This window comes from Meiothermus sp. (assembly GCF_025060375.1).
Taxonomy (GTDB): Bacteria; Deinococcota; Deinococci; order Deinococcales; family Thermaceae; genus Meiothermus.
In genome coordinates, this window is the sequence record NZ_JANXCG010000062.1 from 57,330 (window position 1) to 70,358 (window position 13,029).

Annotated in this window: 11 protein-coding genes; 9 read left to right on the top strand and 2 right to left on the bottom strand. The window is 64.0% G+C overall.

Annotated features, from left to right (window positions below; translation table 11 throughout):
- Positions 1 to 9 precede the first annotated feature (9 nt).
- Positions 10 to 2,661 (bottom strand): AMP-binding protein, encoded by a 2,652-nt coding sequence (locus tag NZ849_RS08000; protein ID WP_295405940.1) that lies wholly within the window; start codon positions 2,659 to 2,661, stop codon positions 10 to 12.
- 221 nt (positions 2,662 to 2,882) lie between these two features.
- Between NZ849_RS08000 and acs the strand changes: the two genes are divergently transcribed.
- The 3 genes from acs (at position 2,883) to NZ849_RS08015 (ending at position 6,218) form a co-directional block, all read left to right on the top strand.
- Complete coding sequence (gene acs, locus NZ849_RS08005) at positions 2,883 to 4,829, top strand: acetate--CoA ligase (protein ID WP_295405942.1); 1,947 nt, start codon at positions 2,883 to 2,885, stop codon at positions 4,827 to 4,829.
- 89 nt (positions 4,830 to 4,918) lie between these two features.
- The gene (locus NZ849_RS08010) at positions 4,919 to 5,530 is read left to right on the top strand and encodes a TetR/AcrR family transcriptional regulator (protein ID WP_295405943.1); all 612 of its coding nucleotides are present in this window, start codon (positions 4,919 to 4,921) and stop codon (positions 5,528 to 5,530) included.
- A 160-nt stretch (positions 5,531 to 5,690) separates the two neighbouring features.
- Complete coding sequence (locus NZ849_RS08015) at positions 5,691 to 6,218, top strand: GNAT family protein (protein ID WP_295405944.1); 528 nt, start codon at positions 5,691 to 5,693, stop codon at positions 6,216 to 6,218.
- Here the strand turns inward: NZ849_RS08015 and hpaR are convergent.
- Positions 6,208 to 6,687 (bottom strand): homoprotocatechuate degradation operon regulator HpaR, encoded by a 480-nt coding sequence (gene hpaR, locus NZ849_RS08020; protein WP_295405945.1) that lies wholly within the window; start codon positions 6,685 to 6,687, stop codon positions 6,208 to 6,210. The two genes, NZ849_RS08015 and hpaR, sit on opposite strands and share 11 nt — an antisense overlap.
- 116 nt (positions 6,688 to 6,803) lie before the next feature.
- Here hpaR and hpaI point away from each other — a divergent pair, with 116 nt between their 5' ends.
- The 6 genes from hpaI to hpaD are packed head-to-tail and all read left to right on the top strand — an operon-like array spanning position 6,804 to position 12,988.
- Positions 6,804 to 7,745 carry a 2,4-dihydroxyhept-2-ene-1,7-dioic acid aldolase gene (gene hpaI / locus NZ849_RS08025; RefSeq protein WP_295405946.1) on the top strand — a complete coding sequence of 314 codons (942 nt, stop codon included), beginning with the start codon at positions 6,804 to 6,806 and terminating at the stop codon, positions 7,743 to 7,745.
- Between the two features lie 11 nt (positions 7,746 to 7,756).
- Positions 7,757 to 8,551, top strand: a complete 795-nt coding sequence (locus NZ849_RS08030) for a fumarylacetoacetate hydrolase family protein (protein ID WP_295405947.1) — start codon at positions 7,757 to 7,759, stop codon at positions 8,549 to 8,551.
- The gene (gene hpaE, locus NZ849_RS08035; RefSeq protein ID WP_295405948.1) at positions 8,548 to 10,065 is read left to right on the top strand and encodes a 5-carboxymethyl-2-hydroxymuconate semialdehyde dehydrogenase; all 1,518 of its coding nucleotides are present in this window, start codon (positions 8,548 to 8,550) and stop codon (positions 10,063 to 10,065) included. The genes NZ849_RS08030 and hpaE overlap by 4 nt, the downstream gene beginning before the upstream one ends.
- An 11-nt stretch (positions 10,066 to 10,076) precedes the next feature.
- Complete coding sequence (gene hpaB / locus NZ849_RS08040) at positions 10,077 to 11,531, top strand: 4-hydroxyphenylacetate 3-monooxygenase, oxygenase component (protein ID WP_295405949.1); 1,455 nt, start codon at positions 10,077 to 10,079, stop codon at positions 11,529 to 11,531.
- Positions 11,532 to 11,534: 3 nt separating this feature from the next.
- Positions 11,535 to 12,020 (top strand): 4-hydroxyphenylacetate 3-monooxygenase reductase subunit, encoded by a 486-nt coding sequence (hpaC, locus tag NZ849_RS08045; protein WP_295405950.1) that lies wholly within the window; start codon positions 11,535 to 11,537, stop codon positions 12,018 to 12,020.
- Positions 12,017 to 12,988 (top strand): 3,4-dihydroxyphenylacetate 2,3-dioxygenase, encoded by a 972-nt coding sequence (hpaD, locus tag NZ849_RS08050; protein ID WP_295405951.1) that lies wholly within the window; start codon positions 12,017 to 12,019, stop codon positions 12,986 to 12,988. Before hpaC ends, hpaD begins: the two co-directional genes overlap by 4 nt.
- Positions 12,989 to 13,029 lie beyond the last annotated feature (41 nt).

Consider the following 13,029-nt stretch of genomic DNA (forward strand, 5'->3'; position numbering starts at 1 on the left):
AAGCCTCCTTTAGGGTTCCAGAGTGGAAAGGTCACCGGGGTCAACGCCCAGCTCCTGGGCTTTTAGCAAACGGCGCATGATTTTCCCGCTTTTGGTGCGGGGTAGGCGCTCCACGATGAGCACCTCAGTGGCCAGGCTCAGGTTGCCCAGTTGCCGGCGCAGGTGGGATTTCAGCTTATCCGAAAGAACCGCTCGAGCCTCCAGGCTGGCCTCGCGGGTCTTCAGGACCACGTAGACCTTAACCACCTCCCCCCCCTCAGGGTCGGGCACCCCTATTGCCGCGGCCTCGGCCACGGCGGGGTGGGCGAGCATGGCGCCTTCTATCTCGGCGGTGCCAATCCGGAGCTCCCCGGCCTTAATCACATCGTCCGAGCGGCCTAGAAGGGCGATGTACCCCTCCTCATCCCGCACCGCAATGTCGCCGGTAGCGTAGCATCCCGGGATGCGGCTCCACTGCTCGACGTAGCGCCTATCGTCGTTCCAAAAGGTGCGCATGAAGTGGGGGAAGGGCCTGCAGATGACCAGATGCCCCTTCTCGCCCGGAGGGAGTTCCCGGCCCAGGCCATCCACCACCCGCATCTCCACCCCTGGTAGGGGCAGGCCGGCCTTTCCGGGCTTGGCGGGCATGCACACCGGGGTGGAAAGGCAAGGCCCACCGGTCTCGGTCTGCCACCAGTTGTCCAGCACGTGGGCCAGGTGATTCCGAGCCCAGCGCCAGACCTCCGGAGCCAGGTACTCCCCCACACAGCCCACCAAGCGCAAGGCGCTGAGGTCGGCATCCTTGGCCCACTCCTCCCCGTGCCGGCGGAAGGCGCGCAGCCAGGTAGGGCTGGTCAGCAAGACGTTGACCCCGCACGCCTCTAGGGTCTCGTAGAAGCTGCTGGGGTCGGGGTAGTCCAGCCGTTCAGCCCTGAGCACGGTGGTCAGGCCCTCCAAAAGAGGGGCGTAGAGCGCATAGCTGTGGCCCACAATCCAGGAGAGGTCGGCGGTAGCCCACATCACGTCCCCCTCCTTGAGGTCAAAGAGGGTGCGCAGGTGGTAGGTGATGCCCACCATGTACCCTCCGTGCACGTGCACCACCCCCTTGGGCTTCCCGGTGGAGCCCGAGGTGTAGAGGATGAAAAGGGGGTGCTCGCTGTCCACTGGAAGGGCCGGGGTATTGGGCCGGTGAGCCTCCACGAGCTCCCAAAACTCCAAGGACCGGGCGTTGCCACCCCGGCTAAACCAGAGCACCTCCAGGTCCAGGCCCTGGACTGCCTCCTCTATCAGGGAGGCAAAGGGCAGGACACGCCCTCCCTGGTACATCCGGTCGGCCGCCACCAGAAGCTTAGCCCCGGTGTCCAAAAGGCGCTCCCGCAAGGCCTGGGCCCCCATCCCCGCCGGCACCGCCACGTGCACCGCCCCTATACGGGCGCAGGCCAAAAAGGTGAGGGCCATCTCCAGACCGGTGGGCATGTAGACCGCCACCCGGTCGCCCAGCCCAATCCCCAGGGCCCGCAAGCCCCCGGCCAGCCTCGAGACGAGATCGCGCAGCTCGCGGTAGGTGAGCTTGTGCACAGCGCCGTCACCCGCCAAGGCGATGAGGGCCAGGTGATTGCGGCGGGGACCTTCGGCGTAGCGGTCCAGCGCATTGTAGGTGATGTTGGTCTCGGCCCCCACAAACCAACGGTGGTGAGGCGGCTCGAGGCAGCGAACCTCCTTCCAAGGAGAAAACCAAACAAAACGCCGGGCCCAGCCCGCCCAGAAGCCCTCGGGGTCCCTTAGGCTCCGCTCGTACTCGGCCCGATAATCGCGCAGGTTGGCCTCAGCTACCAGACGGGGTGGAGCGGGCACCGCCTTCTCCTCGCAAGCGGGGGTGGGAGACGGGTCAGGGGGGCTCTCCAGGGGCTGGGATAGTGGCTCCGAGGCCACCACCGCCGGCTCGGTGGGGTGGTAGCTCGAGGCCGCCTTGGCCACCTCCTGCACCGCCTGCACCAGCCGGGTAAAAGCGTAGGGGAAACGCCGGGAAGGCACCACCACCCCCAAAGCCCCCAGCACCCGCCCCTCCGGGTCAAAAATGGGGGCTGCCAGGCTAGAAAGCCCCAAGGCGTGCTCCTCTATCTCCACCGCAAACCCCATGCGCCGAACCTTGGAGAGCTCCTCCTCCAGGGTCAGAGGGTCGGTCAGGGTCAGCGGGGTGTAGGCCCGTAGGTTCTGCAGGTGGCCCGCCTGCACCTCGGGCTCCAAAAAGGCCAACACCGCCTTGCCCAAGGCCAGGGCGTGAAAACCCTCGGCAATTACTCCCTCCACCCCACTCAGCTTGGGCAGCCCCTGCCGACCGCGGGTGCTGAGCCGGAGCCGGCCCTCCCGGTCAAGCAAGGCCAGGTAGGTCCGTTCGCGGGTGCGTAGGTAAAGCTCCTCTAGAGCGTCAGATAGACGCTCAGGCTCCACCAACGGGGCAGAGGGCTTGGCCAAAGCAGTCCTGGAAAGCTTGTAGAGGCTTCCTTCCCGCTCGGCAAAACCCTCAGCCACTAGGCTGGCCAGAAGGGCATAGGCAGTGGAGAGGCTTTTACCCAAAAAGGCCGCTAGCCGCGCTGCCTCAACCCCCTCAGGGTGCTCGGCCAGGTAGGCCAGCACCCTGAGGGCGGTTTGCACGGTGGTGAGCTTCCGACTTTGGGCCATGGTGAGCAAAGGGTTCCCAGCGGCCAACGAAAAAGCGCTGGCTTCAGCTATGCACTTCAGCCGACATAATGGTCCTGAGCTCGTCCAAATGTCAAGTAATGGCCGAATTCCTACATTTGACAAACCCCTGGATTTCTTGACGACGCCTGAGGCACCGCCTATGCTCACAATCAAAAAGACCCCCTGGATTGGGTACATCTTTGCTCTAGGAGGGGCAGCCTATGGAAAAAATCGAAGCGGTTCTAAAGGAGGAGCGGGTTTTTTACCCCTCCGAGGCCTTTCAGCAGAAAGCGCACATCCGCCAGCTGCAAGAGTACGAGGCCCTCTACAAGGAGAGCCTAGAACAGCCCGAGGCATTCTGGGGCCGTGTGGCCGGGGAGCTACACTGGTTCCAACCCTGGCAAAAGGTGCTGGAGTGGAACCCTCCCAATGCCAAATGGTTCATCGGGGGCAGGCTCAACCTCTCCTACAACTGCTTGGACCGGCACCTGGAAACCCGGGGCAACAAGGCGGCCATCATCTTTGAGGGTGAGCCAGGGGACTCCCGGACCCTCACCTACCAACAGCTCCACCGGGAGGTCTGCAAGTTTGCCAATGTGCTGAAAAGCCTGGGTGTGGGGAAGGGTGACCGGGTTACCATCTACCTACCCATGATTCCCGAGGCGGCCATTGCCATGCTCGCCTGCGTGCGCATTGGGGCAGTGCACTCGGTGGTCTTCGGCGGCTTCTCGGCCTCCGCCTTGGCCGACCGCATCAACGATGCTCAGGCCAAGGTGCTCATCACCGCCGATGGGGGTTACCGACGGGGGAGCATCGTGCCTCTGAAGGCCAACAGCGACGAGGCCCTGGCCGATGCCAAGAGCATCCAGCACGTGGTGGTGATCCGGCGCACTGGGCAGGAAGTCCCCATGCAGGCTGGTCGGGACCATTGGTACCACGAGCTGATGGCGGGCGCCTCCCCCCACTGCCCCGCCGAACCCATGGACGCCGAAGACCCCCTCTTCATCCTCTACACCTCGGGCTCCACCGGCAAACCCAAGGGCGTGCTGCACACCACCGGGGGCTACTCCGTCTACACCTACCTCACGGCCCGCTACATCTTTGACCTGCAGGAGAACGACACCTACTTCTGCACCGCTGATGTGGGCTGGATCACCGGGCACAGCTACGTGGTCTATGGCCTCTTACAAAACGGGGCCACCACCCTTATGTACGAAGGAGCGCCCAACTTCCCCGACGAGGGGCGCATCTGGAGCATCATTGAAAAGTACCGGGTGAACATCCTCTACACCGCCCCTACGGCCATCCGGGCTTTCATGAAGTGGGGGGAGGAGTGGCCGCGCAAGTACGACCTCTCCAGCCTGCGCCTGCTGGGGTCGGTAGGGGAACCCATCAACCCCGAGGCCTGGCTGTGGTACTACCGGGTGATTGGCCAGGAGCGCTGCCCCATTGTGGACACCTGGTGGCAGACCGAGACCGGGGGCATCATGATCACCACCCTGCCCGGGGTGCATCCTATGAAGCCTGGCCACGCTGGCAAGCCCTTCTTCGGGGTCAAGCCCGAGATTGTGGACAGCTCGGGGCAGCCGGTCACCAATCCCGACGAAGGCGGCCATCTGATCATCGAGCGACCCTGGCCCTCCATGTTGCGCACCGTGTGGGGCGACCCTGAGCGCTTCGAGCGGCAGTACTTCTCCCAGTACCCGGGCCGGTACTTCACCGGTGATGGAGCTAAGCGCGATGCCGAGGGCTACTACATGATCCTGGGCCGGGTAGACGATGTGCTCAACGTATCGGGCCACCGCTTGGGCACCATGGAGATTGAAAGCGCCTTGGTCGCCCACCCCGCCGTGGCTGAGGCCGCGGTGGTAGGCCGCCCCGACCCCATCAAGGGTGAGGGCATCGTGGCTTTTGTCACCCTGAAGAGCGGCCACAGCGCCAGCCCCGAGCTGGCCCAGGAACTCAAGGCCCACGTAGTCAAGATGATCGGGGCCATTGCTCGTCCCGATGAGATTCGTATAACCGACGCGCTGCCCAAGACCCGCTCGGGAAAGATCATGCGCCGTTTGCTCCGCCAGGTGGCCTCAGGCGAGGAAATCAAGGGGGACACCAGCACCCTGGAAGACCGCGCGGTGGTGGAGCGGCTCAAGACCTCTAGCGCGCATTGAGCCAAACCCGCCAGATAAAGCCCCCAAAGCGGCCTTCGGAGGGGTTTGCATTGACCCTCTCGAGCCCACCCCCTATACTCTTCGCCAGGGTGGCAAACAACCGTCCGTTTGAAGAGAGAAGGCCGGAAAGGGGCAGCCGTCGGGACGAAATCCTAAACGCGGCCGGGCGGCTGTTCAGCCGGAGGGGCTTCCATGCCACCTCCATGCGCGACCTGGCCCGGGCAGTGAACCTCCAGGGGGGAAGCCTCTACGCCCACATCGCTTCCAAAGAAGAGGTGCTTTTTGAGCTGGTTAACCGCGCCGCCGACGAGTTCCTAAACGCTGCCCGGGCTATTCCCGAAAACCTCCCTGCCAAAGAGCGGCTCACCAGCCTGGTCCGCTCCCACCTGCAGGTAATTGTGCGGGAACTGGACAACGCCACGGTCTTCTTTCACGAGTGGAAGTTCCTGAGGCCCGAGCTGCAAGAGAGGATAAAGGCTCGCCGAGACGAGTACGAAAGTCACTTCCGCCAAACCATTGAGGCGGGGGTCAAGCAAGGGGAGTTTCAGGTAGAGGACGTTCGGCTCTCCGCGCTCTTTGTTCTCTCTGCGTTGAACTGGACGTACCACTGGTACCGCCCAGAGGGGAAGCTGAGTCTGGAGGAGCTGGCGCAGGCCTACTCCAGCCTAATCCTCCGCACCTTAGGGGCTAAGGCGCCCTAAGCAGGGCACACCCTGCTAGAATCCCAGACGGGGTCCCTTCCAGGCCCGGCCGGGGGTTTTTGCCTCCGAGGCACGACCGGAAGCAGGCCTTTCCTTTCCCCAAAACGAGGGATAGCAGCGGTCTCTAACAGAGGCGGCCAAATCCGGGAGGGCTTCAAAAATGGTGATCCTACGCCCACTGGTCATGAGCGACCTAAGCCAAATTCTGGCCTGGAGCCACGACGAGGCTTTCTGCCTGGCCAACGGCTGGCCCTTGGGCCTGTCTTCCGAGAAGCTACAGGACTGGTTTGTACGGCTTTTGAACAACCCTCCCGCCGACCTGGTGCGCCGCGGCATTGTGCTGGCGGGGGCGGAGCACCCCGAAGAGCTGCTGGTGGGGTTCGTTGACCTGCGCGACCTGAACCTGCTGGAAAAGCGGGCGCGGTTTCGCATCGCCATTGGGGAGGAAGCCTACCGAAACCAGGGGGTGGACTACGCAGCCGGAAAGCTGATGCTGGCCCACGGCTTCAACGAGCTGGGCCTGGAGCGCATCACCGCTGAGGAGCGCGGCTCCAACGTTAGGATGCGCAGCTTGATGGAAAGGCTGGGCTTCACCCTAGAAGGCATCCTACGCCAGCACGAAACCTATCAAGGCATCAGGGAGGACATCTACCTTTACGGGATGCTGCGCCAGGAGTTCAAGGGTTAGAGGCCTCGCCCTGGGCTAGGCCCCGCTCCAGCTCCTCTAGGAGGGTGTAGAGAAGCTCGAGCTTCTCCTGACCCAAAATCCGCTCAATTTCGGCGTAGACCGCCACCACCTCGGGCTTGATCTGCTCCACCAAAGCTTGGGCCCTTTCGGTAAGGGCCACCCGCATGCTGCGGCCATCGGCCCGGTTGGCCTCCCGCCACACCAAACCCCGCCCCTCCATACGCCTCAGAATGCCGGTCATGCTGGGTAGGAGAATCCGACACTGCTCAGCTAGAGCGGAGATTTCCAAACCCCCCTTGCCGTCTAGGGCCCTCAAAACACGCCACTGCTGCTCGGTCAAGTCATAGCGGGAGAGCACCCGCCGAAAACGCTGCACCACCGCCTCACGGGTGCGCAGGAGGGCCATGGGCAGCGAGTGGGTCAGGTCGCGCAACAGGCGGGAGGCATCTGGGGAAAGGGGGGAGGCCATGGGCTACCTCAAGGGGACAATTGTACTCTGGATCGCAAACGCCGCCCCGTGGATACTTAACATGTTAACCATCTAAGCCAGCCGCATAGCAAGCCAAGCCACCATAGAGGAGCACAATGGTTGAGTTCAAAGGCAGCATCGTACCCCTGGTAACGCCGTTCAAGGATGGCGCAATAGACGAAGCGGCCCTAGAGCGGCTCATCGAGCGGCAGATCGAAGCCGGCTCCCACGCCATAAGTGTGGGCGGCACCACCGGCGAGCCGGGCGCGCTGAGCCTGGAAGAGCGCGAGTACCTCATAGAACGGGCCCTACACTACATCAAGGGCCGGGTACCCCTTCTAGCCGGAACCGGGACCCTGCGGCTGGACGAAACCCTGAGGTTAACCCAGGCTGCCTACCGGATGGGGGCCCAAGGCGCCTTGGTCATCACCCCTTATTACGTGAAGCCCAACCAGGAAGGGCTCTACCGCTTTTTCGGCCAGGTGGCCCAGAGCGTTCCCGAGATGCCCATCGTGCTCTACAACATCCCAGGGCGCACCGGGGTAGAGATCGGAGTGGAAACCGTAGCCCGCCTGCGCCGGGACTTCAAGAACATCGTGGGGCTCAAGCACTCCTCCAAAGACGTGGAGTACGTCTCGGAGCTCCTGCGCCGAGTGGGGCGGGACTTTAGGGTGTACTGCGGTCTTGAGGCCCTTACCTTCCCTATGATGTGCGTGGGTGCGGTGGGCACCATCGCCGCCACAGCCAACTGGCTGCCCAAGGAGACCGCCCAAATGTGCCAGCTCACCCTGGAAGGCAGGTACAAGGAGGCACTGGAGCTTCACTACTACGGGCTCGAGGCCAACAATGCGGTCTTCTGGGACACCAATCCCATCCCCCTCAAGACGGTGCTGTCCTGGATGGGCCTATGCGAAAAGGAGTGGCGCGAGCCCCTGGGGCCCACCACCCCAGAGGTCGAGGCCCGGCTGCGGCGGATGGCCGAGTCCTATGGCCTGATCCCAGCCCAGGGAAACCACCCCCCAGTGCTACCCGACCCAGCCGGAAAGCAGTACGTCTGAGGCGGTGCAGGATGAAGCTGGCGCGCTTTATCTCCAAAGGCCGCCTCCTGCAAGGGCGGCTGCAAAACGGAATGCTCATCGATCCCGCTGGCGAGGCCCACCACCCCGAGGAGGTGCTCTGGCAGCTCCCGGTGCAACCGGGCAAGGTGCTGGCCCTGGCGCTTAACTTTCCCGAGCATGCTGAGGAATTTGGCCTGCAGAAGCCCAGCGAGCCGGCCCTTTTCTGGAAACCCAACACCAGCCTCCTTCCCCACAAAGGCACCGTGGTCTACCCCCGGGGGGCCAGGTTCATGCACTTTGAGTGCGAACTAGCGGTCATCATTGGGCGGCCCGCGCGCCGGGTCAAGGCCAAGGACGCCATGGAGTACGTGGGAGGCTACACCATCGCCAACGACCTGGTGGTGCGCGACTACGTCTCCAACACCTTCCGCCCCCCCATCCGGGCCAAGGGCTGGGACACCTTTGGCCCGCTGGGTCCCTTCTACGTAACCGCAGACGAGGTGCCTGACCCCCACAACCTGCGGATGTGGGCCTACGTGAACGGCGAACTGCGCCAGGAGGCCACCACCCAGGGCATGCTTTTCTCCATCCCCGAAGTGGTTGAATTTATCAGCCGTTTTATGACCTTGGAGACTGGAGATGTAATCCTAACCGGTACCCCCAAGGGAATTTCCCAGGTGCACCCAGGAGACGTCATGCGAATGGAGATTGAAGGGCTGGGGGCACTGGAAAACCCCATCGAATGGGAAACCCCAGAGGCTGAGCCGGTAATTTCCGAGGAAGGCGACAGGTCGGTGGTGCTATGAAGGTATCCGAGCAAACCCAGGCCATCAGCCCCAACTTCATCGCCCAAATACGGCAGAAAGTCGCCGCCCGCCCCGTCGCGCACTTCATCGCTGGCGAGTTCGCACCGGGGCTGCGAGGGGAGTGGTTTGAAAGCCTCGACCCCTCCAACAACCAGGTGCTGGCGCAGGTCTACAAGGGCCACGCCGAAGACGTGGACCGGGCCGCTCGAGCCGCCCAGACAGCTTTTGAGGGCTGGAGAAAAAGCGCCAAAACCAGAAAGAGGTACCTTCTCAAAATCGCCGAGCTGCTCGAAAAGCATACCGACGAGCTGGCCGTGCTGGAGTGCCTGGACGCCGGTCAGCCCTTGCGGATTGTGCGCGCCCAGGTGGCCCGGGCCGCCGAGAACTTTAGCTTCTACGCGGAGTGGGCCGAGCGGGCCATGGAGGGGCATACCTTCCCCGTGGACCAGGCGTGGCTCAACTACTCCGTGCGGGTACCGGTGGGGGTCTGCGGCATCATCACCCCCTGGAACGCACCCCTAATGCTCTCCACCTGGCGCATCGCCCCGGCCTTGGCCTTCGGCAACACGGTGGTTCTAAAGCCCGCCGAGTGGTCGCCCCTGACCGCCTGGAAGCTGGCCGAAATCTTCCAGGAAGCCGACCTTCCACCGGGGGTCTTCAACGTGGTGCAGGGCTTTGGAGAGGAGGCCGGCGACGCGGTGGTGCGACATCCGGCCATCCCCCTCATCGCCTTTACCGGCGAAACCACCACGGGCAGCCTCATCACCCAAAACAGTGCCCCTTACCTGAAGCGGCTTTCCCTCGAGCTCGGCGGAAAGTCTCCCGTCATCGTCTTCGAGGACGCCGATCTGGAACGGGCCTTGGACGCCACCGTCTTCCAGATATACAGCTTCAACGGGGAACGCTGCACCGCGAGCAGCCGCGCCCTGGTGCAGGAGAGCATCTTTGATGAGTTCCTAAGCCGCCTGACCGACCGCACCGCCCGCGTTCGGGTAGGGCACCCTCTGGAACCGGACACCGAGGTGGGCCCCCTGATCCACCCTGAGCACCTGGCCCGGGTGCTCCGTTATGTGGAAATCGGCAAGCAGGAGTCCCAGCACATCTTCGGCGGCGAGCGGGTTGGCAGCGAGGGCAACTACCTGCGGCCCGGGCTTTTTGTGGCGGAGAACCACCACACCATTGCCCAGGAGGAGATTTTCGGCCCTATCCTAACCGTGATTCCCTTCAAGGACGAGGCCGACGCCCTGCAGAAGGCCAACGACAGCAAGTACGGCCTGGCCTCTTACGTCTGGACAAAAGATGTGGCTCGAGCCCACCGCGTGGCCCTGGCCCTGGAGGCGGGCATGACCTGGATTAACTCCCACAACGTGCGCCACCTGCCCACCCCCTTCGGCGGGGTCAAGTTCTCGGGCACCCACCGGGAGGGCGGGGCCCACAGCCTGGAGTTCTACACCGAGCTCAAGCACATCGCCGTACCGCTTGTGGAGCACCCCATCCCCAAGTTCGGTAATTGAAGGAGGCCCTCATGGCGCGCAGCGGCAAGGAGTACCTGGAAGCCCTCAGGAAAGACCCGCCCAATCTCTGGTACAAAGGCCAGCGGGTGGAGGATCCTACTGCCCACCCGGTTTTCAGGGGCATCACCCACATGCTCGCCCGGCTTTACGACCTGCAGCACGACCCCCGCTACCGGGACGTGCTCACCTATGAGGAGGGAGGGCGGCGCTACCCCACCAGCCTGCTGCCCGCCCGGAGCAGGGACGACCTGGCCCGGCGGGGCGCGGCCTACAAGGTCTGGGCCGATGCGCACCTGGGCATGATGGGGCGCAGCCCCGACTATCTCAACGCGGTGCTGATGGCCTTTGAGCAAAGCGCTGAGTTTTTCGGGGAGTACGCCGAGAACGTGCGGCGCTACGTGCAGTACGTGCGCGAGAACGACCTCTGCACCACCCACTGCCTGACCAATCCCCAGGTGAACCGGGCCAAGAGCAACCTCGAGCAGGCCGACCCGTACATCCCTCTGGGGGTCTTCAGCGAAAGCCCGGACGGGATTGTGGTGCGGGGGGCCCGGATGCTCTCCACCCTGCCCACCGCCGATGAACTGCTGGTCTTCCCCAGCACCCTGCTCAAGGAAGGCCCCGGCGCTGAGCGCTATGCGGTGGCCTTTGCCATCCCCACCAACACCCCGGGGCTGCACTTCATCAGCCGCGAAGGCCTGCGCGGGGGGGACTCGAGCTTTGACCATCCCCTTTCCAGCCAGCTCGAGGAGATGGACTGCCTCACGGTCTTTGACGACGTCTTCGTCCCCAAGGAGCGGATTTTCATCCTCAAAGACCTAGAGCGCTGCAACACCGCCTACGCCGAGACCGGGGCCCTGATGCACATGGCCCACCAGGTGGTGGTGCTCAAAACCGCCAAGACCGAGGCCTTCTTGGGGCTCATCTCCCTCATAGCCGAGGCCATCGGGGCCGACGTCTTCCCCCACGTGCAGGAAAAAATCGCCGAGGTCATCGTCTACCTGGAGGCCATGAAGGGCCTCTGGGCTCGAGCCGAGCGGGACGCCAAACCCAACCGGTACGGCCTCTACTGCCCCGACCGGGGGGCCATTGACGGGGCCCGCAACCTTTACCCCAGGCTCTACCCCCGCATCCACGAGATTGTGCAGCAGATCGGGGCCTCAGGCCTGATTACCCTGCCCTCCGAGGCCGACTTTGAGGCCCCCATCGGGCGGCACCTGGAGAAGTTCCTGCAGTCCGCCAGCCTACCGGCCCGCGAGCGGGTGCAGCTCTTCCGGCTGGCCTGGGACATGACCCTAAGCGGCTTCGGAGCCCGCCAGGTGCTCTACGAACGCTTCTTCTTCGGCGATCCGGTGCGGATGTACCAGACCCTCTTCTCCGTCTACGACAAGGAGCCCTACAAGGAGCGCATCCGGGAGTTCTTGGGCTGGAGAAAGCCCCAGCCAGCAACCGTTGCAAGCGACTAGACCATGGAAGTCACCAACCCTACCCTCTCCGAGCAACTCCGCCAGGCCATGAGCCACTGGCCCAGCGGGGTTGCGGTGGTGGCCGCCCGGCACGGCTGGGAGGTCCGGGGCATGACCGCCAGCAGCTTTACCAGCGTGAGCCTCGAGCCACCCCTCATCCTGGTCTGCATCAACCGGACGGCCTCTCTCTGGCCCGTGCTGGAGAAGGCCGGGCGGTTCAGCGTAAACCTGCTCAAGGAAGGCCACGAGCACACCTCGGCCCACTTCGCCGGCCAGCCCCTCGAGGGGTACGCCCCCCTGAACGAGGAGGAGGTTCCAGCGCTGGAGGAGGCCCTGGCCACCCTCTACTGCCGCACCTGGGCGGTCTACCCCGGCGGCACCCACCAGATTGTGGTGGGCGAGGTGGAGAGGGTGCGGCTGAACAGAGGGGAGAGGCCCCTGCTCTACTGGAACCGGGGCTACCACAGGCTCAAGGGAGGTGAGCCGTGAAAGCCATCCCCCAGGTTGTCCGCATCGCCCATGCGGTCCTCTACGTGACCGACCTCGAGCGCTCACGCCGCTTCTACGTGGACTTGCTGGGGCTAAACATACTCCACGAGCGCCCAAACGCCCTGTACCTGCGCGGCACCGAGGACCGGGAGTGGACCCTGAAGCTCGAGCTGGCCCCCGAACCGGGCGTGAAGCACCTGGCCTACCGGGTGGCCGATGCGGCGGCCCTGGAAAGGCTGGTGGAGATGGCCCAGGAGCTGGGCCTTCCCTACCGATGGGAGTCGGAGGAGGACCGCCCCAGGCTCCTGCGGCTACAAGACCCCTTCGGCGTTCCGGTGGCCTTCTACGCGGAAAGCCAAAAACACCCCTGGCTGCTGCAGCGCTACGACCTGCACAAAGGCCCCGGCATTCAGCGCATTGACCACATCAACGTGATGACCCCCCAGGTGGAGGCCATGACCCACTGGTACATGGAGCAGCTCGGCTTCCGCCTGTCGGAGTACACCGAGGACGATGAGGGGCGCATCTGGGCGGCCTGGATTCACCGCAAAGGCAACGTACACGACTTGGCCCTCACCAACGGCACCGGCCCCCGGCTACACCACCTGGCCTACTGGATGCCCGACGCCATGAGCATTATCCGGGCCTGCGACATCCTGGCCGGTGCGATGCAGACCGAGGCCATCGAGCGGGGGCCTGGACGGCACGGGGTATCCAACGCCTTCTTCCTCTACCTCCGCGACCCCGATGGGCACCGCATTGAACTCTACACCTCCGACTACAGCACGGTGGACCCCGACTTTGAGCCCATTCGCTGGCACCTGAATGACCCCCGGCGGCAAACCCTATGGGGGGCCAGGACACCCAAAAGCTGGTTCCTGGAAGGCTCGTTGCTCGAGGCTTTTGAAGGAGGGTTTGTGCCCACCCTCGAGTCGGAGCTCAAGGGGCTGCCCCAACACGTCATCTGAGACCTTGACAGGGAAAAGACCAGCCGATACACTTACCCCCA